The 20,567-nt window shown below is 68.6% G+C and carries 19 protein-coding genes; 12 read left to right on the top strand and 7 right to left on the bottom strand.

Annotation, left to right across the window (positions count from 1 at the left end):
• The first annotated feature begins 15 nt into the window (after positions 1-15).
• A complete protein-coding gene (locus VHS75_RS17495) occupies positions 16-960 on the top strand; it encodes a type II secretion system F family protein (protein ID WP_329639897.1) in 945 nt (314 codons plus the stop codon).
• Here VHS75_RS17495 and VHS75_RS17490 read toward each other — a convergent pair.
• Complete coding sequence (locus VHS75_RS17490) at positions 957-2,036, bottom strand: hypothetical protein (RefSeq protein WP_329639896.1); 1,080 nt, start codon at positions 2,034-2,036, stop codon at positions 957-959. The genes VHS75_RS17495 and VHS75_RS17490 overlap by 4 nt on opposite strands.
• A 99-nt stretch (positions 2,037-2,135) precedes the next feature.
• Between VHS75_RS17490 and VHS75_RS17485 the strand changes: the two genes are divergently transcribed.
• The 4 genes from VHS75_RS17485 to VHS75_RS17470 are packed head-to-tail and all read left to right on the top strand — an operon-like array spanning position 2,136 to position 6,385.
• Complete coding sequence (locus VHS75_RS17485; RefSeq protein ID WP_329639895.1) at positions 2,136-3,422, top strand: cytochrome P450; 1,287 nt, start codon at positions 2,136-2,138, stop codon at positions 3,420-3,422.
• Positions 3,423-3,425: 3 nt separating this feature from the next.
• Positions 3,426-4,454 carry a phosphotransferase family protein gene (locus tag VHS75_RS17480; protein WP_329639894.1) on the top strand — a complete coding sequence of 343 codons (1,029 nt, stop codon included), beginning with the start codon at positions 3,426-3,428 and terminating at the stop codon, positions 4,452-4,454.
• Positions 4,451-4,834: a hypothetical protein gene (locus tag VHS75_RS17475; protein WP_329639893.1), complete on the top strand. Its 384-nt coding sequence runs from the start codon at positions 4,451-4,453 to the stop codon at positions 4,832-4,834. Before VHS75_RS17480 ends, VHS75_RS17475 begins: the two co-directional genes overlap by 4 nt.
• Before the next feature lie 18 nt (positions 4,835-4,852).
• On the top strand, positions 4,853-6,385 hold the full coding sequence (locus VHS75_RS17470; protein WP_329639892.1) for a DHA2 family efflux MFS transporter permease subunit: 1,533 nt from the start codon (positions 4,853-4,855) through the stop codon (positions 6,383-6,385).
• A gap of 35 nt (positions 6,386-6,420) precedes the next feature.
• Here VHS75_RS17470 and VHS75_RS17465 read toward each other — a convergent pair whose 3' ends face one another.
• The 4 genes from VHS75_RS17465 to VHS75_RS17450 all read right to left on the bottom strand — a co-directional run bounded on the left by VHS75_RS17465 (position 6,421) and on the right by VHS75_RS17450 (position 9,593).
• Positions 6,421-7,926: a carboxylesterase/lipase family protein gene (locus VHS75_RS17465; protein ID WP_329639891.1), complete on the bottom strand. Its 1,506-nt coding sequence runs from the start codon at positions 7,924-7,926 to the stop codon at positions 6,421-6,423.
• Positions 7,923-8,786 carry a hypothetical protein gene (locus VHS75_RS17460; RefSeq protein ID WP_329639890.1) on the bottom strand — a complete coding sequence of 288 codons (864 nt, stop codon included), beginning with the start codon at positions 8,784-8,786 and terminating at the stop codon, positions 7,923-7,925. Before VHS75_RS17460 ends, VHS75_RS17465 begins: the two co-directional genes overlap by 4 nt.
• 154 nt (positions 8,787-8,940) lie before the next feature.
• Positions 8,941-9,285, bottom strand: coding sequence for an antibiotic biosynthesis monooxygenase (locus VHS75_RS17455; protein WP_329639889.1), 345 nt, complete (start codon positions 9,283-9,285; stop codon positions 8,941-8,943).
• Positions 9,282-9,593: an NIPSNAP family protein gene (locus VHS75_RS17450; protein ID WP_329639888.1), complete on the bottom strand. Its 312-nt coding sequence runs from the start codon at positions 9,591-9,593 to the stop codon at positions 9,282-9,284. Before VHS75_RS17450 ends, VHS75_RS17455 begins: the two co-directional genes overlap by 4 nt.
• Positions 9,594-9,709: 116 nt before the next feature.
• On the opposite strand from VHS75_RS17450, the gene VHS75_RS17445 reads away from it, so the two are divergent.
• The 4 genes from VHS75_RS17445 to VHS75_RS17430 all read left to right on the top strand — a co-directional run bounded on the left by VHS75_RS17445 (position 9,710) and on the right by VHS75_RS17430 (position 13,627).
• Entirely contained in the window at positions 9,710-10,417 is a 708-nt protein-coding gene (locus VHS75_RS17445; RefSeq protein ID WP_329639887.1) for a winged helix-turn-helix domain-containing protein, read from the top strand.
• A gap of 99 nt (positions 10,418-10,516) precedes the next feature.
• Positions 10,517-10,915 (top strand): Zn-ribbon domain-containing OB-fold protein, encoded by a 399-nt coding sequence (locus VHS75_RS17440; protein ID WP_329639886.1) that lies wholly within the window; start codon positions 10,517-10,519, stop codon positions 10,913-10,915.
• A 4-nt stretch (positions 10,916-10,919) separates the two neighbouring features.
• Positions 10,920-12,062, top strand: coding sequence for a thiolase C-terminal domain-containing protein (locus tag VHS75_RS17435; RefSeq protein WP_329639885.1), 1,143 nt, complete (start codon positions 10,920-10,922; stop codon positions 12,060-12,062).
• Positions 12,063-12,133: 71 nt separating this feature from the next.
• Positions 12,134-13,627: a CehA/McbA family metallohydrolase gene (locus VHS75_RS17430; protein ID WP_329639884.1), complete on the top strand. Its 1,494-nt coding sequence runs from the start codon at positions 12,134-12,136 to the stop codon at positions 13,625-13,627.
• Here the strand turns inward: VHS75_RS17430 and VHS75_RS17425 are convergent.
• Both VHS75_RS17425 and VHS75_RS17420 read right to left on the bottom strand, forming a co-directional pair.
• The gene (locus VHS75_RS17425) at positions 13,624-16,128 is read right to left on the bottom strand and encodes an ATP-binding protein (protein WP_329639883.1); all 2,505 of its coding nucleotides are present in this window, start codon (positions 16,126-16,128) and stop codon (positions 13,624-13,626) included. The genes VHS75_RS17430 and VHS75_RS17425 overlap by 4 nt on opposite strands.
• Positions 16,129-16,263: 135 nt before the next feature.
• On the bottom strand, positions 16,264-16,689 hold the full coding sequence (locus VHS75_RS17420; protein ID WP_329639882.1) for an Lrp/AsnC family transcriptional regulator: 426 nt from the start codon (positions 16,687-16,689) through the stop codon (positions 16,264-16,266).
• Positions 16,690-16,809: 120 nt separating this feature from the next.
• Between VHS75_RS17420 and VHS75_RS17415 the strand changes: the two genes are divergently transcribed.
• The 3 genes from VHS75_RS17415 to VHS75_RS17405 all read left to right on the top strand — a co-directional run bounded on the left by VHS75_RS17415 (position 16,810) and on the right by VHS75_RS17405 (position 20,515).
• Entirely contained in the window at positions 16,810-17,922 is a 1,113-nt protein-coding gene (locus VHS75_RS17415; protein ID WP_329639881.1) for a saccharopine dehydrogenase family protein, read from the top strand.
• Positions 17,923-17,927: 5 nt separating this feature from the next.
• Positions 17,928-19,472 carry an aldehyde dehydrogenase family protein gene (locus VHS75_RS17410; RefSeq protein WP_329639880.1) on the top strand — a complete coding sequence of 515 codons (1,545 nt, stop codon included), beginning with the start codon at positions 17,928-17,930 and terminating at the stop codon, positions 19,470-19,472.
• An 89-nt stretch (positions 19,473-19,561) separates the two neighbouring features.
• Positions 19,562-20,515, top strand: coding sequence for a MoxR family ATPase (locus VHS75_RS17405; RefSeq protein ID WP_329639879.1), 954 nt, complete (start codon positions 19,562-19,564; stop codon positions 20,513-20,515).
• Positions 20,516-20,567: the final 52 nt, after the last annotated feature.

Genomic DNA, 20,567 nt, shown 5'->3' with positions numbered 1-20,567 from the left:
GGTCCGGGCTCCGCCATGCAGCTCCAGAACATCATCACCATCGTCGGCGCGATCTTCGTCCTGGCCGGTGTCGGCGGCGTCGCCTGGATGGCGGCGGGCGAGCTTCGCCTGCGCGCCATCCGCCGCGGACGCCTGGCCACCGCCGGCGGGCCTGAGGCCGGGCCCCGCCCGCGCGATCCGAACAGCGGCATCGGCGGCCAGTTCATGGGCCAGATCCGGCGGCTCGGCCAACAGAGCGCGGTGCGCGATCCGGCCAAGCTTTCGGTGCTGCGCTCGCGCCTGATGCAGGCCGGCTTCTACAATCGCGAAGCGCCGGTGATCTATCTGGGCGTCCGCGCCGCGTCGCTCGCCGTCGCGACCCTGGGCGTGATCCTGATCCTGCCGCTAGTCGCTGGCGGCAAGGCCAGCTTCCTGGGCATCGTAGCGGCCGGCGTGCTGGCCGGCGCCGCCATGCTGGGCCCCGACCGCGTCCTGAATGTGCGCCGCAGCAAGCGCGAGCGGGAATATTCCGAAGGCTTCCCCGACCTCCTGGACCTGCTGGTGGCGTCGGTGGAGGCGGGCCTGAGCCTCGATGCGGCCGTGACCCGGGTGACTGAAGAGCTCGCCCGTCGCTATCCGAACCTGACGGTGCACCTGCGGTTCCTGGTGCTGGAGCTGCGCGCCGGCAAGTCTCGCAAGGAGGCCTGGTCGGCCTTCGCCGACCGCCTGGGCATCGACGACGCCCGTCAGCTCGCCACCATGCTGCGCCAGGCCGAGGAAATGGGCACCAGCCTGGGCGAGACTCTGACCGTCTTCTCGCAGGACATGCGCTCAAAGCGGATGCTGCGCGCGGAGGAAAAGGCGCTCGCCCTATCGGCCAAGCTGACCGTTCCGCTGATCCTTTTCATCTTCCCGTGCCTGCTCGGCTCGCTGATGCTGCCAGCCGCCGCGCGCCTGATGAAGGTCTTCAGCCACCACTAGATTCCATATGGCCGGTACGGACCGGCGATCAGTTGCTCGAAGACACCAAGGCCCTGTTGCGCCGCCTCGCCGGGCGCTTCGAAAATCGCCGTGGCAATCGCCTGGATGTGCCAGTTCTCCGGCGCGCCCATATCGGCAGCGGCGAGGTCGATGTCCTCGCGCGCCACCGCCAGCTCGCCTTTCAGCGACCCGTGACGCCACTCGCCGCCATAGCCGATGCCGCGCATCAGGAAGACGCCTTTCGGCTCGATCCGCACCCGCGCCTCGCCCTGCGCCAGCGGGATGACCAGCGTACCCCCCAGCGCATGGCGCGTGCCGGTCTTGAGCGTCACCTCCTCCATCCGCGGGTTGTCGCAGTGCCAGCCGCCCTCCGGCCCGGCGCCGTCCGGCAGGATGACCGCGCGGGTGTTCCAGGGCTTGCCCTCGGTGTCGGCGTTGACGTGGAAGAAGACGCTTCGGTCGGCGAAGTTGAGCGGTGTCCACTGCCAGAAGAAGCCGGCGATCCCGCCGCCCGGCGTCGGTTGCGGATCCGGCGCGCCGATCGGCCGGATGCCCCAGGAGCGGTCCCGCGTGCCGGTCCAGCCGGCGCCACAGGCGCGCCGGTCGCCGTCGACCTCGGTCCAGCCCGAGACCCGCACGTTCTGGGTCAGGCGGGTGTAGTCCATGAACATCCGCGGGCCGTTGCGCCGCGTGAAGCGCGGCTCCTCGATCGGGAACGCACGGCCCTCGAAGGTGAGCTCGCAGGCCAGGCCCTCCGCCGTCTCCAGCGTCACCTTGAGCGTCTGCAGCGGCTCGATCACCTCGATCCGCACCGGCCCAACGCTGAGCTCCATCCGCTCCATGCCTAGGATCCGCGAGGCGTGCAGGCAGCGCTGCACCCCCTCGCGGATGATCGAGACGTGGGCGTCGGCGACGTTCAGCGCCGGATAGACCCCAAAGGCCACGGCCACGAACTCCGAGCCGTCCGGCGAGTAGCCGTTGAAGAAATAGCGGTCGTAGAAATTGCGGTCCGACCCGGCATAGGCGATCGGCTCCGGCATCTGGTGGATCGGGAAGTCGTCGCCCTTGGTCAGCATTCGCCGGTCCTCCATCCCCTTGACGCGCGGTCACGCTTGCGAGCCGCCGTCGGCGCGTATCAAGTGGGCGCGACAAGAAGAACACAAGGGGAGGGTCGCATGAGCGTCATGACCGCGGCAGACCATCGGATCCCGAAGGACCAGGCCGATATGCTGGTCACGCCCGGCGCCTACGCCGACGGCCGCATTCACGAGACCTACCGCTGGCTGCGCACCAATGAACCGCTGGGTGTGGCCAAGGTCGAGGGCGTCGATCCCTTCTGGGCGGTCACCCGCCACGCGGACATCCTGGAGGTCAGCCGCCAGAACGACCTGTTCCACAACGGCGACCGCTCGCCGACCCTGATCAGCCAGGACGGCGACCGCCAGGTCCGCGAGATGATGGGCGGAAGCCCGCACCTGTTGCGCACCCTGATCCACATGGATGCGCCCGATCACCTGAAGTACCGCCTGCTGACCCAGGCCTGGTTCATGCCCCAGAACCTCAAGCGCCTGGAGGACCAGATCCGGGTCCTCGCCAAGGCCGCGGTGGCCAAGATGGCGGCGAGTGGGGGCCGCTGCGACTTCGTGCAGGAGGTCGCCCTGAACTACCCGCTGCGGGTGATCATGAGCATCATGGGCGTGCCGGAGACGGACGAGCCCCGGATGCTGAAGCTCACCCAGGAGCTGTTCGGCGCGGCCGATCCGGAGCTGGCCCGCGACGCCGGCACGCCGCCCAGCGATCGCAAGTTCGACATGAGCGTGATCATCGACTTCTCGAACTATTTCCGGGCGATCTCCGAGGACCGCCGCGCCCGTCCGACCGACGACCTGGCCAGCCTGATCGCCAACTCCCAGATCGACGGCCAGCCGATCAGCGACCTGGAGGCGATGAGCTACTACATCATCGTCGCCACCGCCGGGCACGACACCACCTCGTCGTCCACCGCCGGCGCGCTCTGGGCCTTGGCCGAAAATCCCAAGGAACTGGCCAAGGTGAAGGCCGACCCCTCGCTGATCCCGGGCCTGGTGGACGAGTCGATCCGCTGGACCACGCCGGTGAAGACCTTCATGCGCACGGCCACGGAAGACGTCGCCTTCGCCGGCCGCGACATCAAGAAGGGCGACTGGCTGATGCTCTGCTACGCCTCCGGCAATCGCGACGAGGCGGTGTTCGAAGCGCCGGACGAGTTCCGCGTCGACCGCAAGCCCAACAGGCATCTGGCCTTCGGCTACGGCGCGCACCTGTGCCTGGGCCAGCACCTGGCCAAGATGGAAATGCGCATCCTCTGGGAGGAGCTGCTGCCCCGGCTCTCCGAGCTGGCGCTGGACGGCGTGCCGGCCATGAGCGAGGCGGTCTTCGTCAACGGCCCCAAACGCCTGCCGATCCGCTTCCGGATGGCCTGACGGTTGGCGGGCCATCCCCTAGAGGCCCGGCTTGCGGCCTATATCGCGGGCCGGCTTCCCGACGCCGCCGACGTGACGGTGAGCGGGCTGGAGCGCATCTCCGGCGGGGCGTCGCGGGAGACCTACCGGTTCCGCGCCCGCTGGCGGCAGGGGGACGAGCTCATTGCGCGCAGGCTGATCCTGCGGCGCGATCCGCCGGCCAGCCTGATCGACACCGAGCGGCGCGTGGAGTTCGCCGCCTATCGCGCCTTCCACGGCTCAGCCGTGCCGGTGCCGGCCATGCTGTGGCTGGAGGAAGCGGACGGGCCGCTCGACCACCCGTTCTTCATCGCCGAGGAGCTCTGCGGCCACCAGGCCTCGCCGCAGCTGCTGTTCGCGGGCGGCTATAACGCGGTGCTGCCGCGGCTCGCGGAGCGTAAATGGACCATCCTGGGAGAGATCGCGCGCGCCGATCCGGCCGCCCTCGGCCTCACCCAGGTCATGCCGCCGGTAACCCTGGACGCCTGCTGGCGGCGCGAGCTGGACCACTGGGAGGGCATCCTCAACTCGGAGGAGGCCGAGCCGCAGCCGATCGCGCGGGCCGCCATCCGCTGGCTCCGTGCGCACCCGCCGCCGCCGGCCCAGAAGCTCAGCGTCGTGCACGGCGACTACCGCACCGGCAACTTCCTCTACGACGAGGCTGGTGAGATCCATGGGGTTCTGGACTGGGAAATGGCCCACCTGGGCGACCCGCTGGAGGACCTGGCCTGGGGCTTCAACCCGGTCTGGCAGTTCGGGCGCGGCCTGGCCGGCGGCCTGCTGCCCCAGGACGAGGCGATCGCCATCTGGGAGCGCACCAGCGGCCTGGTCGCCGATCCCGTGGCGCTGCACTGGTGGATCCTCTTCAACTGCGTCAAGGGCCAGGGAATCTGGGTAGGCTCGGCGCGGGCGTTCATCGACGGGGGCAACACCGATCCGATCATGGTCTACGCCGCCTGGTGGCTTACCAACGCCCAGGACCGGGCGATCCTGAAGGTGATGGGCAAGCTATGACGCCACAGGTTCCGTCGGTGCTGGCCGAGATGGCCCAACTCCTGGTGCGCAACGCCGGGCCGGATGTCCCGCCGGCCGAGCGGACCAATGCGCTCGGCCTGGCCGCCGCCGTGCTGGGCGTCGCCGCCGAGGTCTGGGACGGCGCGGCCGAGAACCTGGTGACAGAGAACCGCGCGCTCGCGGCGCTGCTGGACGACACCGCCGACGAGTCCAGCCTCAGGCTCTCGGTCCTGCGGGTCGAAAACCAGCGCCTGCGCGAGGCCCTGATCGAGGCCCATATCGCCGCCGAGGCCGCTGGCGACGCCGCCCGGCAGGCTGCCATCTGGGCCGAGCTGATCGCCTCCACCGAGCGGCGCAAGCTTTCCATCTCGACGGTCTGAAAAGGGTTCACCTGATCCATGGCCTCGAAGAAGGATATCGCCAACCGCATCCCGATCACCGGCGCTCTGATGCTGGCGACGCTGATGAATACCCTCGACCAGACCATCGCCAACGTCGCCCTGCCGCACATCCAGGGCAGTGTCTCGGCCTCGGCGGACCAGATCACCTGGGTGCTGACCAGCTACATCATCGCCACCGCGATCATGACGCCGCTCTCCGGCTGGCTGTCCCAGAAGATCGGCCGCAAGACCATGTTCCTGTTCTCGATCGCCGGCTTCACCGCCGCGTCGGTGCTGTGCGGCGTCGCCACTTCGTTACCGGAAATCGTCGCCTTCCGCCTGATCCAGGGCATCGCCGGCGCCTCGCTGATCCCGCTCTCGCAGACCGTGATGCTGGACATCTATCCTCAGAAGATGATCCCGCGGGTGATGAGTATCTGGAGCGCCGCGGTGATCCTGGGGCCGATCATCGGCCCCACCCTGGGCGGCTATCTGACCGAGGATTTCTCCTGGCGCTGGGTGTTCTACATCAATGTGCCGATCGGGATTCTCGCCTTCCTGGGCATCTGGACCTTCATGGACGCCGACCCTGGCGGGCGGCAGCGGCCGTTCGATTTCCTGGGCTTCGGCGCCCTGGTGCTGTTCGTGGCCGGCTTCCAGTTGATGCTCGACCGCGGCCCCACGCAGGACTGGTTGGACTCCAAGGAGATCTGGATCGAGGGCGCCATCGGGGCAGCGGGGCTGTTCGTCTTCGTGGTGCAGACCGCGACCGCCCCAAATCCCTTCTTCCACCGCGACCTCGCGAAAGACACCAACTTCCTGGCGACCACCGCCTTCTCGCTGATGACCATGGTGTTGCTGTTCTCCACCAGCGCGCTTCTGCCCTCCATGATGCAAAACTTGCTGGGCTACTCGGCCCTGCAGGCCGGCATCGCCTCGATGACCCGCGGGGTCGGCTCGTTCCTCGCCTTCCTGGCCGTGCCCCTGCTTGTGGCGCGGTTTGGGCCGCGCAAGGTGCTGCTGGTGGGCGTCATGCTGTCGGCCTTTGCGCTCTGGAGCATGGGTCAGTTCGACCTTTCCATGACCGCCCGGCCGATCGAGGTGGCGGGCTTTATCCAGGGGCTGGGCACAGGCCTGCTGTTCGCGCCGCTCAACACCCTGGCCTACGCGACGCTCGCGCCCATCCACCGCACCGAGGGCACGATCGTCTCCACCATGGCGCGAAGCATCGGCTCCAGCGCCGGCATTTCGGTGCTGCAGGCGATCCTGATCCGCGACGCGGCGATGGCGCATTCGCGGCTGGCCGAACACATCACGGTCACCGACCCCGTGCTGCGCTGGAGCTTGCCCAGCACCTTCAGCCTCTCAGGCCCGGGACTGGCGGCGCTGAACGGCGAGGTCACCCGCCAGGGGACGATGATCAGCTATGATGCGGTCTTCGCAGCCCTTGGCGTGGCGGCCCTGGTGATGGCTCCCGCGCTCCTCATCCTGAAACCGCCGCGCCCGCAGCCGGCGGGCGCAGCGCCGACCCACGAGGTGATAGCGGACTAGACTTTCACCTCGCAGGGATCGGCTGGCGCTCTCGGCTAGTGACCCGCCGCCGCCTGGTCGGCGTCGAGCTGGACTTTGCGGAAATTGGTCCGCACGCCGGAGTCGACGCCGAACTCCATCAGGTGGTCCGAAGCGGGGTCATAGGCCGGCCAGGCCGGGCCTGAGTTGCAGGCCGGCTTTCCGGTCTTGGCGAAGCCCACCCAGCAGGAATGCATCAGGCTGGAGACTGCCTGGTCCTGCGGCGTGATGGCGCGTGCGGCGACCTTCCCGCCGGTCTCGAAGACATAGACGATCTCGCTGCCGTGGCTTGCGCCCGGGACCTTCCCGCGCTGGGCGGCCGCCACATAGGAGAAGTGGTAGAGGAACGACGGCGCGCCGGTCGAGGCCTTGCCGGCGATCCAGCGCGCGGGGCCCGCCATGACCGTGTCGGTGTAGAGCGCCTCCGCCAGATTTTGGTCCGAACCGAGGTCGCCGTAGGCCGCCTTCTGCGCCGGCGTCATCCGCCCCAGCGCGACTTTCACATCGACCGGGAAGTTGCGCATCAGCGAGGCCTCGAAGCTGTTCGAGCCGATGATCAGCGGAACGTCGATGGCGTGGCCGTCGGCGAAGGCCTGGGCCGCGGTTTCCTTCATCAGACGGCCGTCCTCAACCGGCCCGACGCCGGCCGCGCCGCCGACCGAGTCCAGCAGCTTGTCGGCGGGCACTGCGCGAAGCTGGTCGGCGGTCGCCTCGGGGCCGAGGTTCGCGGCGCGCTGCATGCGCGCGACCCCCCTGGCCTCTTCCTGGGCGAGACTGACGGCGGGGTTCCAGCCGCCGCCGGATTCGACGACCGCCTTGTCGAACAGACCCTTGGCGGCGGGCGTGGCCAGCAGCGCCAGGATCGACTGCCCGCCGGCCGACTCGCCGAAGACAGTGACGTTCTTCGGGTCACCCCCGAAGGCGGCGATGTTCTTCCGCACCCAGGCCAGCGCCGCCATCTGGTCCATGGCGCCATAGTTGGCGAGCGGCTCGCCGGGTTTGGCGGCCCGGGTCAGGCCCGGGTGGGCGAAATAGCCGAGCGCACCCAGGCGGTAGTTCAGTGTCACCAGCACCACGCCGTCGCGGGCGAAGGCCGCGCCGTCGTAGACCGGCCCGATCCCGGAGCCGAAACGGTGGGCCCCACCGTGGATCCAGACCATCACCGGGGCCGCCTTGGCGGCCGTGGGCGCAAAGACGTTGAGATAGAGGCAGTCCTCGCTCTGCGGTCGACCGGCGCCGGCGGCCAGCACGCCGTCAGGACGCGACGGTTGCACGCAGATGCCGCTGAAGTCCGAGGCGTCGCGTGGGCTCGTCCAGGCGGCGGGCGGCGCCGGCGGCTTCCAGCGCAGGGGTCCCACCGGCGGCGCGGCGAACGGCATGCCCTTGAACATGACCTCGCCGCCCTCGGAGACGCCCTTCACCGGGCCGGAGGCGGTCATCACCACCGGCCGCTCCTGGGCGAAGGCCGCACCGGGGACGCCGAGGCTGAGGACAACGCCGGTCAGGGCGGCGCGAAGGCTCATGGGATCACCCGCTTGTCGTTCATGAAATCGATGTCCGGATTCTCGCCCACGAAGGTCGAGATGGCGTCGGCGAAGGGAAAGCGCGTTCCGCCCCAGGGCGGTTTGGTGAAGGCCGGCTGGGTCCCGATGAACACCTTGCGCCAGGCCTTGTAGTCGTCGAACCACAGCTCCTCGACACGCGGATATTTCGACTCCGTGTCGATCACCCGATAGCCGATGTAGCGGCGCAGGCCCGGCAGCTTGGCCACTTCCTTGACGTGGGTCCCTAAGAACCACTTGTCGCCGTCGGCCTGGCTGACGCCTTTCGGGTAACGGAAGAACACCACCCATCGGAAGTAGGGCGTCTCCTTGGCCGGCGTGGCGCCCTGCAGGTAGACCTCTTGCGGATTGATCGGGACCGCCGCCGGCTCGGACCGGAAGATGGCGGTGGGCGTGATCGCGCCTTCGGCCGCGTTCAGGATCGCCGCGCCCCGCTGCCAGCCGCCGGGCGGCGCGGTCAGGATGTCGAGGAACGGATTGTTCGCCCGGCCCTCCTGGAAATCGGCATAGCTGTCGTAGTCGATCTCGCTCAGCCGGCCGTGCCAGATCGGATAGATGTCGGCTTCGGGCGGGGTGTTGTAGCTGCGGAACGAGATGTAGTTGCGCTGCCAGGCCCGCATCGAGCGGTGCATCTGCTGGGCGTGATAGGTCATGTACCAGCGGTCCATCACCAACTGGTCGGCCCCGTTCAGCAGATCGACCATGATGTAGAACTTGAAGGCCCCGGTCGCCGCGGCCGGGACCGCGGCGGCGAGCGCGCCTACGCAGGCGAGCGCGGCCGACGCCTTGGCCAGGCCTGCGGACCTGAAGATCGAGGTCATGTTCCGCTCCGTCCGCCCCGTCCGCCCCGTCCGCCGGTTTCGGCGGGTCCGCGGCTGAGTACAAAGCTCACCGCGAATTATTGTCAGACAATTTTGGGACGCTCGGGCGGGTGAGGCGACTTGTCAATCGCTTTTGATTGCCAATACCGGCGCTCTAGCCGTGGACGGCGCGGCTGTCGGGCGGCGCCTGGGCGCGGTCGGTCAGGCCGTAGTCGCGGATCACGGCGGCGACCCGCAACCGATAGTCGGCGAAGACCTCGGCCCGGCCGGCCGCCTGGGCGCGGCGGTGAGCCTCCAGGTCCCGCCAGGCGCTCACCGCCGCCTCGTCGCGCCAGAAGGACAGCGAGAGCAGCTTGCCCGGGATCGAAAGGCTTTCGAACCGCTCGATCGAGATGAAGCCATCGATCGCCGCCAGCCGTGGCGCGAGGGCCGCGGCCAGGTCCAGGTAGGCCTGGCCTCGATCCACGCGCGGCTGGCCCTCGAAGATGACCGCGATCACCGGGCTCGCACCGGCTGCAGGAAGGTCCGCGTCTCTTCCAGGATGAATTTCCGGTCCTGGGCGAACTTCAGATTGGCCAGCGAAGCGGCGTCGGAACGCAGGCGGCCGCGATAGGTCTCATAGGAGGCCAGGCATTCGAAGCCGATCATCGCCAGCGCGACATTGTTGGTCCCCTCGTGCGGCAGGAAATAGCCCAGCAGGTCGCCGCCGAGCGCCGGGATGATGGTCAGCCACTTGCGAGCGTATTCCTCGAAGTCGTCCTTCTTGTAGGGGTCGATGACGTAGCGGATGCAGCAGGTGATGGTCATGGCGGGCTCCCAGGGTTTGCAGGCCCCTTGCTAGCCGGTTCGGCCCGGCGAACGCTTCCATCGCGCTCGAAGGTTCAGGTCTGGCCGCGCGGCCATCATGCGGCTAACCTCGAAGCATGAAGGTCGGACCCGACATTGCTGTCATCGCCGCCCTGCTGGGCGACCCGGCGCGCGCCAACATGGTCACCGCGCTCTCCGGCGGCCAGGCGCTGACCGCCGGCGAACTGGCCCGCGAGGCCGGCGTCACCGCCCAGACCGCCAGCTCGCACCTGGCCAAGCTATCGGCCGGCGGCCTCATCGAGGGGCGCAAGCAGGGCCGGCATGTCTACTACGCGCTGTCCGGCCCCGACGTCGCCGGGGTGATCGAGGCGCTGAGCGGCCTGGCCGCGCGCACCGGCCACAGCCGCGTCCGCACCGGGCCCAGGGAGCCGGCGCTGCGGCGCGCGCGGGTCTGCTACGACCATCTGGCCGGCGACCTGGGCGTGGCCATGCTGGACAGCCTGACCCACCGGGGCATGATCGTGGGCTCCGGCGAGACCCTGGTCCTGACCTCCCAGGGCGAGGCGTTCATGGCCGCGCTCGGCCTCGACCTGCCCGCGCTCAGCAGCCTGCGCCGGCCGCTCTGCAAGGGCTGCCTGGACTGGAGCGTCCGCCGCTCGCACCTGGCCGGCGCCCTGGGCGCCGCCCTGCTGGCGCGCTTCTTCGGTCTGGGCTGGGCGAAGCGTGAGCCCGGCAGCCGGATCGTCAGCTTCAGCCCCCACGGCCTGGACGCTTTCCGTGAAATCTTCGGGGTCCTGGCGGAAGAGCCCGAAGCCTTGGCGTGACATTCGCCGCCCGCTCGGCTTTGCTGGCGCCGCCGCCGATTTGGCGCGCCACGACGCAAATCCATTTTCGATAGGGACGGATTTCATATGCCACCACGGATGTTGCCTGAACCGACGCCGGAAACCCGGGATTTCTGGGACGGCTGCAAGGCGGGCGAGCTTCGCCTGCAGCGCTGCACCGCCTGCGACGGCGGAAGCTATTTCCCGCCTCGGCCCTTTTGCCCCAAGTGCGGCAGCCGCAAGGTCGAGGCCTACAAGGCCAGCGGCGACGGCGTGCTCTGGTCCTACGTCATCAACATGCGCCCGCGCCCCGACATGGGGACCGAGCCCTACGCCATCGCGGTGGTGAAGCTGGCCGAGGGCCCGCAGATGATGACCAACATCGTGGGTTGTCCGCAGACGCCCGAGGCGCTGAAGTTGGACATGCCGCTGAAGGTCACCTTCGCCGCCCAGAACGACGACATCTCGCTCCCCTTCTTCCAGCCGGCGGGAGCGTAAGAGCATGAAACGCAAATCCATCGCGGTCGTCGGGGCCGCCGAAACCACCCAGATGGGCAAGATCCCGGACGTCTCGGTGATCGGCCTGCACGCCGACGCCGCCCTGAACGCCCTCGCCGACTGCGGCCTGAAGCCCAGCGACATCGACGGCGTCGCCACCGCCGGCATCTCCCCCGTCGACCTGGCCCACTACATGGGCATCACGCCGACCTATGCGGACGGCACCAGCGTCGGCGGCTGCTCCTTCATGCTGCACGTCCGCCACGCGGCGGCGGCGATCAACGAGGGGCTCTGCAACACCGTCCTGATCACTCACGGTGAGAGCGGGCGCAGCCGCGTCGGCGCCGGCGGCTTCGGCCGGGCGGCCTCCAGCCTGGCCGGGCAGTTCGAGATGCCCTACGGGCCGGCGGGCCCGCCGACCATGTTCACGGTTCCGGTGCTTCGCTACCTCAAGGCCCGCGGCTATACGGTCGAGGACCTGGCCATGGTCGCCGTGATCCAGCGCGAGTGGGCGGCGAAGAACCCGCGCGCCAGCTACAAGGACCCGATCACCGTCGCCGACGTGCTGGGCTCCGACATGATCGCCTGGCCCTTCACCAAGCTGATGTGCTGCCTGGTCACCGACGGCGGCGGCGCGCTGATCCTGACCAGCGCCGAGCGGGCCAAGGACTTCCCGCAGAAGCCGGTCTACATCCTGGGCACGGGCGAGAGCGTCGAGACCCCGATGGTCAGCCAGATGGAGGACTTCACCTCCTCCAAGGCCTTCCGGGTCTCCGGTAAGAAGGCGTTCGAGGAATCGGGCATCAGCCACGCCGACGTCGACCACCTGATGATCTACGACGCCTTCGCCCACCTGCCGCTCTACGGCCTGGAAGACCTGGGCTTCTGCAAGCCGGGCGAGGCGGCGGGCTTCATCAACGGGCGCAATACCGCGCCAGGCGGCAAGCTGCCGCTCAACACCAACGGCGGCGGCCTCTCCTACATGCACTCCGGCATGTACGGCATGTACGCCCTGCAGGAGAGCGTCCGGCAGATGCGGGGCATCGCCCCGGCCCAGGTCCCCGGCGCCAAGATCAGCATCGCCCACGGCGTCGGCGGCATGTTCGCCGCGTCGGGCACGATCGTGTTCTCCAACGAAGCGCCGTAGCTGCTGTCACAGCGCCTTCTTCCTTAGCTGGGAGAAGGCGCGGACGGACGAGTCGAGTGAGGGCGGTCGGCATGGCGAAACGGTGGATTCAGCGGCTGCTGCTCAGTCTTTGCGCGCTGGGCTTCGCGTCGACAACCCGCGCCCAACCGGCGCCCGATCTCACCCTCAGCGGCGTCATGACCCGCGCCGATCACGAGCATTACCGCGAGGTCCCGTTCAAGGTGCCGGCGGGAACGACGCGGGTGACCGTCGAGTTCGCCTACACCGGCAAGGACCAGAAGTCGGTGATCGACCTGGGCGTGCGCGATCCGCAGCGGTTCCGCGGTTGGAGCGGCGGCAACAAGCAGGGCTTCACGATCAGCGACGCCGAGGCGACACCGTCGTACCTGCCCGGGCCGATCCCTGCCGGGACCTGGAAGCTGGTGCTGGGGGTCCCGAACCTGCGCGCCGGCGTCGAGGCGCATTACACCGCCAAGGTCTACTTCCAGCACGGAACCAGCTTCGCCGGTTTCAGCGCGGTCCCCATCAAACCCGGGCCTGGCTGGTATCGCGGTGACCTGCACATGCACACCGCCAACTCCGACGGTTCGTGCCTGTCGATGAAGGGCCTCCACGTCCCCTGCCCGGTGTTCCGCACCGTCGACGCGGCCCACGCCCGCGGCCTCGACTTCATCTCGGTCACCGACCACAACGACACCGCCCAGAACAACGCCCTGCGCGAGCTCACCCCCTATTTCGACGACCTGCTGCTGATCCCCGGCCGCGAGCTCACCACCTTCTGGGGCCACGCCAATATCTGGGGGCCGACCGCGCCTCTCGATTTCCAGCTGGGCTCGACCCGCGCCCCGACCCTGGCGGCGATTCAGACGCAGGTGGAGAAGGCCGGCGGCCTGATCTCCGTCAACCACCCGGGCCAGCCCTCCGGCGAGGCCTGCATGGGCTGTGGCTGGACGGCCAAGGACACCGATTTTTCCCGCATCCAGGCCGTGGAGGCGGTCAACGGCGGGGCGTTGCGCCTGCCCGGCGGGGCGGAGAGCGTGATCTCCGGTATCCCCTTCTGGGAGGCGCGGCTGAACGCCGGCTTCCGCATCACCGCCGTCGGCGGTTCCGACAACCACGACCTCGATCTGAAGCCGGAGTCGAAGTCCGGCATCGGCTTTCCGACCACCGTCGTCCACGCCACTGCGCTGTCGCAGCCGGCCATCCTCGCGGGCATCCGCGCGGGGCACGTCTTCGTCGACATCACCGGCAGCCACGACAAACAGCTGGACGTCACCGCAACCTCGGGCGGCCGGACCGCTGAGATGGGCGACGGGCTCCCCGCGCCCGCCGGCCAGATGGTGCGGATAAGCGTCCACGTCGGCCATGCGGCCGGCGGTTCCCTGTCCCTGGCCGGAAATGGGCCTAAGCCGAAGCTCGCGGACGCGACCTTGCCCGGCGACGACGAGACCCGCAGTTTCGAGGCGCCAAGCGACGGCCAGCGTCACTGGCTGCGGGTGGACGTGCGCGGGCCGGACGGCAAGCTCTGGCTGCTCGGCAACCCGATCTATTTCAACGCGCCTTAGGCGACCTCGACCCGCGCGTCCGCCTCAGCCGGGGGCTGGGCGGCGATGGCGTCCAGGATGCTCTCGATCAGCGCCTGGGCGTGGATCGGCTTGGAGAGATGCAGGTCCGCGCCGGCGTCGTGGCTGGAGCGGATATGCTCGTCCAACGCATTGGCGGTCAGCATGATCACCGGCGTACGCGGCGTCCCCGTCTCGCGCTCCCATTGGCGCAGCAGGGTGGTCGCCGACAGGCCGTCAAGCTCCGGCATCTGCATGTCCATCAACACCACGTCGAAGCGTTCGGCCTTCAGGAGGTCCAGCGCCAGGCGGCCGTTCTCGACGATCACCGGGGTGACGCCGACCGACTCCAGGATCAGCTCCACGACTTTCTGGTTGGTCGGATGGTCCTCAGCCACCAGGACGCGGCAGCCGGCGATGTCCAGCTCCGGCGCAGTGTCGTCGCCCTCCAGCGCCTCGCCCTCGGCGAGCCGTTCCAGGGGCACATAGACCGAGAACACCGAGCCCAGGCCGGGCGTCGACTGCACCACGATGCGGCCGCCCATCAGCTCAATCAGCGAACGGCTGATCGCCAGGCCCAGACCCGTGCCGCCGAACCGGCGGCGGATCGAGGCGTCGGCCTGTTCGAAACGGCGGAACAAGCGTGCGCCGGTCTCCTCATCGAAGCCGATGCCGCTGTCGGAGACCTGGAATCGCACCTCGTCGCCGAAGGCTATCACCTCCAGCACGACCTCGCCGGCCTCGGTGAACTTCACTGCGTTTGACAGCAGGTTCGACAGCACCTGGGTCAGGCGTACCGTATCGCCGGCGTAGTGGCCCGCCGCCTCCGGGGCCACGGCCCAGCGGAAATTCAGGCCCTTGCTCTGCGCGGAGGCGCGGTGCAGCTCGGCGATGTGGCTGACCAGGCGCTCCATGCTGAAATCGTCGCGCGACAGGCTGATCTCGCCGGCCTCGATCTTCGAGAAGTCCAGGATGTCGGTCAGCACCCGCTCCAGCAGGCGGCCGGAGGCGACGATCAGTTCCGCCAGCTCGCGGCCCTTGGGCGTCGACTGCTGGCCGGCCAGGGTCTCGGAAATGGCGATGACGCCGTTCAGCGGCGTGCGCAGCTCGTGGCTCATATTGGCCAGGAAGCGGGATTTCTCGGTGTTGGCGCGCTCCAGCTGGGCGGTGCGTTCGCTGACGCGATCCTCCAGCGAGGCCAGCACGGCCTCGGTCTTCTCGCGCTCGGTGCGCAGTGAGGTGGCCAGCACGCCGATCTCGTCCTTGCGGCGCTCCACGTCGCTGACGTCGACGCGCGCGTCGGCGCCGGGCTCGCAGGAGGCGGCTAGGCGCTCGACCGGGCGCACGATGCTCGATCGCGCCAGCAGCACCACCGCCAGCGCCTGGATCGCCGAGGCGATGCCGCCGATCACCAGCACCCAGGCGGCCGAGCCGAGCGCCGAGGCCACCACGTCGGCCTTGGGATAGGTCAGCAGCAGGTACCAATTGGGTCCATTGAGCCGGCCGAAGGCCACGATCTGGCGGCCGTCCTTGCTCTCGACCACGCCGTTCTCGCGGCCGGTCCCGGCGGCGCGGGCGACGACGTCCTTCAGGTCGAATGTCTTTTCGTACCTCGCGAGGGTCTTTTCCGGCGAACGGCTCTGATCGGTGAATCCGGGATAGGCGATCAGCTCGCCCTTGGAGGTCACGATCAGCGGCGAGGCGTGGGACGGCGTGTTCTTCAGCGCGTTCAGGAAGAAGTGGGTCAGCTCCATGGACGAGCCGAAGGCGCCGACATAGCGGCCGTCCACATAGGCCGGCGTCAGGCAGGCCGTTGAAAGGCGCTTACCGACCGTGTCCTGCACAAGGCGCTGCAGGTTCGTGCACCGGGTCGCCCGGCTGGGGTCGAATTCCGGCAGCGTGATGCGCGCCATCTCCTCCTTGGAGATATCGAAGTTCGGGGGCGCCTCGTGGCGGTAGTACATCAGGTGGTCGGCCCGGTCGGGGCCGTACATCACCAGGCGCGCTGGATTAGGCGTGAAAAAATAAAGAGTGTCGTAGTCGCGCCGCGCAGCCTGGCCGAAGTCGGAGACCAGCCGGAAGGCCGCGACCAGGGCGCGCATATCCTGCGGCGAGGCGGTCTTCGGTGAGGTCAGCAGTGCGCCCAGGCCATAGGTGTAGTCGCCGTTGTCGACCACGCCGTCGAAGTACTTGTCGCGGCTGCGACGGGTGCCGTCGGGCTGCATCGGGAAATATTCGTCGGCCAGCTTCGCCACGTCGGCATCGCTGAGATGGTCCATCCGCCGCTGCAGCTCTTCGCCGGCGGCCTTGTGCAGGGTGGACAGGTTGGAGAACTGGCGGTCGACATTGGAGCTGCGCTCCCGGACGTAGTCCGTGAGATAGCCGATCTGACGGTTCGAGAGCTCGCGCTCGAACACAACGAAGGCGCCGAAGGTGCCGAGCACCGTCATGATCAACGACATCAAGCCGACGCTGATCAGGAACCGACGCGAGAGTGACTTCATGGACCGATGAGGACTCCGCTTAACCGGCGGACCTTAGCCATCGAATGTTAGGGTCAGGTTTACGGGGTACGGCGTTCTGCGACTTGGCCGCCACCCCCTCGGACGCGCTCTGTCGGAGGCGGCGCGGGGAGGAAACTACCGGTCGAACTTGGTCGCCAGCACGATCGAGGAATTGGTCCGCTCCACGCCGCGCAGGGCGCCGATCTCGTCGATCAGGCTGTCCATCTCGCCGACGCTGGGGGCCTCGACCGCGGCGATCATGTCGGAGGGGCCGCTCACCGACTGCAGCTTGCGTACCCCCGGCATCCGCTTCAGGGCCGCGGTGACCGCCGCCGCCTGCTTCGGCTCGACTGTCAGCATGATGAAGGCGTGGATCAGCGCCGCCTCCCGCGCCTCCGACAGCTTAACCGCATAGCCGGCGATGACCCCGGTGCGCTCCAGCCGCGTCAGGCGGCTCTGCACCGTGGTGCGCGATAGGCCGAGCGTGCGCGCCAATTCCGCCACCGGGGCCCTGGCGTTGTCCCGCAGGCGCGCCAGAAGGTGATTGTCGAGGTCATCCATCGTCAGATCGCCGAATGCTGCAGTTGATATGTCCAGATATGCCACGAATATCGCCGAGATGCGAATTGATACCGACGGCGATGCGAATCATCTTGGACCCGCACAGGAATGGAGCTGGGTATGCGCAAAGTCGCCGTCGTCGGAGCCGGCAAGATCGGCTCCACCATCGCCAGCCTGCTGAGCGGATCGGGCGGCTATGACGTCCTGTTGATCGATCAGAGCCCGGCAGCGCTGGCCGAGGCCGAAGTTGGCGCGAAAACCGTCGCCATGGCCATCGACGATCCCGTGATCCTGGCCCGGGCGCTGACGGGCGCCTTCGCGGTGATCAGCGCCGCGCCCTATCACCTGACCACCGTAGTGGCTGAGGCCGCAAAGGGCGCGGGCGCCCACTACCTCGACCTGACCGAGGACGTAGCCGCCAGCCGTGTGGTCCGCGACCTGGCCAAGGACGCCAGCACCGCCTTCATCCCGCAATGCGGCCTGGCGCCGGGCTTCATCACCATCGCCGCCTGGGACCTGGCGCAGCACTTCGACGAGCTGCACGACGTGCGCCTGCGGGTGGGCGCCCTGCCGCGCTATCCGTCCAACGCGCTCAACTACAACCTCACCTGGTCCACCGACGGCGTGATCAACGAATATTGCGAGCCTTGCGAGGCCATCGTCGGCGGCAGGCTGCGCGAGGTCCCGGCGCTGGAGGAATGCGAAGAGTTCTCCCTCGACGGCGTGACCTATGAGGCCTTCAACACCTCCGGCGGCCTGGGCACACTCTGCCAGACTCTGGAGGGCAAGGTGCGCAATCTCAACTACCGCACCATCCGCTATCCCGGCCACGCGGCGATCATGAAGGCGCTCTTGAACGACCTCGGCCTGCGCCATCGCCGGCCGCTGCTGAAGGACATCCTGGAAAACGCCGTGCCCGCGACCCTGCAGGACGTGGTCATCGTCTTTGTGACCGTCAGTGGACTGAAGGATGGCCGATTGATGCAGGAGACCTATGTCAACAAGGTCTACGCCCAGCCGGTGCGCGGCAAGATGATGAGCGCCATCCAGATCACCACCGCCGGCGCCGTCTGCGCGGTGCTCGACTTGCTGGCCCAGGGCAAGCTGCCGCAGGCCGGCTTCATCCGCCAGGAGGACATCGCGCTGGCCGATGTCCTGGGCAACCGCTTCGGGCGGTTCTACGCTGATGACGACGCCACCTTCCAGCCGGCCCTGCGCGCCGCCGCCGAGTAGACGAGATGACCCTGCAGACCCCCATCGGCTCGGCCCGCGCCGAGGCCGCCGACGTCCTGACCCGGCTGGGCGTGGCCGAGAGCCTCTGGACCGGCGGCGACCGCCCAGTGCGCTCGCCCGTGACCGGCGAAATCGTCGCCGAAGTGCATGACGCGACGCCTGAGGCCGTGGACGCGGCGATCGAGGCCGCCCACACCGCCTTCCTGGTCTGGCGCGCCACGCCGGCCCCGCGCCGCGGCGAACTGGTCCGCCTGCTGGGCGAGGAACTGCGCGCCGCCAAGGCCGACCTCGCGCGCCTGGTCACTCTGGAAGCCGGCAAGATCATCTCCGAGGCTGCCGGCGAGGTGCAGGAGATGATCGACATCTGCGACTACGCCGTGGGCCTCTCGCGCCAGCTGTTCGGCCTGACGCTGGCCACCGAGCGGCCGCAGCACCGGATGATGGAGACCTGGCATCCGCTGGGCGTGGTCGGCGTGATCAGCGCCTTCAACTTCCCCGTCGCCGTCTGGTCGTGGAACGCCGCGCTCGCCTTCGTCTGCGGCGACGCCGTGGTCTGGAAGCCGTCGGAGAAGACCCCGCTCACCGCACTGGCCGTCCAGGCCCTGTTCGAGCGCGCCGCGGCGAAGTTCGGCCAATCTTCGCCAGAGGGGGCGCCGGCGGGCCTTTCGGCGGTGGTCGTCGGCGGCCGCAAGGTCGGCGAGGCCCTGGTCGACCACCCGAAGGTCCCGCTGGTGTCCGCGACCGGATCGACGGCCATGGGCCGCGCCGTGGCCCCGAGGCTCGCCGCCCGCTTCGCCCGCGCCCTCCTGGAGTTGGGCGGCAACAACGCCGCCATCGTCGCGCCCACCGCCGACCTGGACCTGACCCTGCGCGGCGTCGCCTTCGCGGCCATGGGCACTGCCGGCCAGCGCTGCACGACGCTGCGGCGCCTGTTCGTGCACGACAGCCTCTACGACGCCTTCGTCCCCCGGCTGATGGCGGCCTACGCCTCGGTGCCCGTGGGCGATCCGCGCAAGGCGGGCGTGCTCGTCGGCCCGCTGATCGACGCCGCGGCCCTCGAGGGCCAGCAGCGGGCGCTGGCCGACGCCAAGGCCGCGGGCGGCCAGATCACCGGCGGTGAACGGATCGAGGCCGGCGGGCCCGAGGCCGTCTACGTCCGTCCGGCCCTGGTGGAGATGCCAGCTCAGGCCGACGTCGTGCGCCGCGAGACCTTCGCCCCGATCCTCTATGTGATGCGGTACACGGACATCGCCGAGGCGATCCGCTTGCAGAACGACGTGCCCCAAGGCCTGTCGTCCTCGATCTTCACCAACGATGTGCGCGAAGCCGAGCTCTTCACGTCGGTGAACGGCTCCGACTGCGGCATCGCCAACGTCAACATCGGCCCGTCCGGCGCTGAGATCGGCGGGGCCTTCGGCGGCGAAAAAGAAACCGGCGGCGGCCGCGAAGCCGGCTCCGATTCCTGGAAAGCCTACATGCGCCGCGCCACCAACACTGTGAACTATGGCGCCACGCTTCCGCTGGCGCAGGGCGTCAAGTTCGATGTCTAGGTGAGCGAAGGCCGAACGCGCGTTTGCCTCGGTCACCCGCGCTTGGCACAATCGGGTTTTCAGCGTCCGTATTTTGAAAGCCTGAGACTTTGACGATTTCCACCACGGTCCCTACGCGACCGGCCGCCAATCCGTTCGCTTCCGTCGACGCCCTGGTCGAGGGCCTGGGCAGCGTCGGTTACATCGCCTCACGGCGTATCGCGACCGCGCTCTACATGGCCGTCGACCTGCAGAAACCGATCCTGGTGGAAGGCTCGGCCGGGGTCGGCAAGACGGAGCTCGCGCTCTCCACCGCCCGCCTGCTGGCCCAGCCGCTGATCCGCATGCAGTGCTACGAGGGCCTGGACGAGTCCAAGGCGCTCTATGAGTGGAAGTACGGCAAGCAGCTGCTCTACACCCAGATCCTGAAGGACCGCATGGGCTCGGCGCTGGCCGACGCGCCGGACATGGATTCGGCCATGGACCGCCTGCACGGCATGGGCGACCTGTTCTTCTCCGAGCCCTTCCTTGAGCCGCGCCCCCTGATGCAGGCGCTGCGCCAGGACGACGGCTGCGTCCTGCTGATCGACGAGATCGACAAGTCCGACGAGGCTTTCGAAGCCTTCCTGCTGGAGGTGCTCTCGGCCTACCAGGTCTCGGTGCCCGAACTGGGCGTGATCGTCGCCAAGACCCCGCCGCTGGTGTTCCTCACCTCCAACAACGTGCGCGACCTGGGCGACGCCCTGAAACGCCGCTGTCTGCACCTGCACATCCCCCTGCCCGAGGCGGCGCTGGAGGAGCGGATCGTCGCCACCCGTGTGCCCGGTATCGAGCAGGCCCTGACCAGCCAGCTCGTGGCCTTCGTCCAGTCCCTGCGCACCATCGACCTTCGGAAGGCGCCCTCGATCTCCGAGACCGTCGACTGGGCCAGGGCATTGATCCTGCTGCACGCCAAGGACCTGGACGCCGCCATGGTGCGCGACACCCTGAACGTGATCCTGAAGTTCGAGCAGGACATCGCCGCCGTCGAACCCCAGATCGTCGAGCTCATGGGCCGGCGCTAAGTCCATGCAGCATACGCTCGAAGAGTTCCTGAGGGCGCTCCGGGCCGCCGAT

It is taken from the genome of Phenylobacterium sp., from assembly GCF_036264965.1.
Taxonomy (GTDB): Bacteria; Pseudomonadota; Alphaproteobacteria; order Caulobacterales; family Caulobacteraceae; genus Phenylobacterium.
Note: the sequence above shows the minus strand (reverse complement) of the source record. Positions and strands in the feature narration are given on the sequence as shown.

Excerpts from the sequence above, each read along its gene's own strand:
- VHS75_RS17495 (WP_329639897.1), top strand. The coding sequence starts at position 16 with ATGCAGCTCCAGAACATCATCACCATCGTCGGCGCGATCTTCGTCCTG.
- VHS75_RS17490 (WP_329639896.1), bottom strand. The coding sequence starts at position 2,036 with ATGCTGACCAAGGGCGACGACTTCCCGATCCACCAGATGCCGGAGCCG.
- VHS75_RS17485 (WP_329639895.1), top strand. The coding sequence starts at position 2,136 with ATGAGCGTCATGACCGCGGCAGACCATCGGATCCCGAAGGACCAGGCC.
- VHS75_RS17475 (WP_329639893.1), top strand. The coding sequence starts at position 4,451 with ATGACGCCACAGGTTCCGTCGGTGCTGGCCGAGATGGCCCAACTCCTG.
- VHS75_RS17470 (WP_329639892.1), top strand. The coding sequence starts at position 4,853 with ATGGCCTCGAAGAAGGATATCGCCAACCGCATCCCGATCACCGGCGCT.
- VHS75_RS17465 (WP_329639891.1), bottom strand. The coding sequence starts at position 7,926 with ATGAGCCTTCGCGCCGCCCTGACCGGCGTTGTCCTCAGCCTCGGCGTC.
- VHS75_RS17460 (WP_329639890.1), bottom strand. The coding sequence starts at position 8,786 with ATGACCTCGATCTTCAGGTCCGCAGGCCTGGCCAAGGCGTCGGCCGCG.
- VHS75_RS17450 (WP_329639888.1), bottom strand. The coding sequence starts at position 9,593 with ATGACCATCACCTGCTGCATCCGCTACGTCATCGACCCCTACAAGAAG.
- VHS75_RS17445 (WP_329639887.1), top strand. The coding sequence starts at position 9,710 with ATGAAGGTCGGACCCGACATTGCTGTCATCGCCGCCCTGCTGGGCGAC.
- VHS75_RS17440 (WP_329639886.1), top strand. The coding sequence starts at position 10,517 with ATGTTGCCTGAACCGACGCCGGAAACCCGGGATTTCTGGGACGGCTGC.
- VHS75_RS17435 (WP_329639885.1), top strand. The coding sequence starts at position 10,920 with ATGAAACGCAAATCCATCGCGGTCGTCGGGGCCGCCGAAACCACCCAG.
- VHS75_RS17430 (WP_329639884.1), top strand. The coding sequence starts at position 12,134 with ATGGCGAAACGGTGGATTCAGCGGCTGCTGCTCAGTCTTTGCGCGCTG.
- VHS75_RS17425 (WP_329639883.1), bottom strand. The coding sequence starts at position 16,128 with ATGAAGTCACTCTCGCGTCGGTTCCTGATCAGCGTCGGCTTGATGTCG.
- VHS75_RS17420 (WP_329639882.1), bottom strand. The coding sequence starts at position 16,689 with ATGGATGACCTCGACAATCACCTTCTGGCGCGCCTGCGGGACAACGCC.
- VHS75_RS17415 (WP_329639881.1), top strand. The coding sequence starts at position 16,810 with ATGCGCAAAGTCGCCGTCGTCGGAGCCGGCAAGATCGGCTCCACCATC.
- VHS75_RS17410 (WP_329639880.1), top strand. The coding sequence starts at position 17,928 with ATGACCCTGCAGACCCCCATCGGCTCGGCCCGCGCCGAGGCCGCCGAC.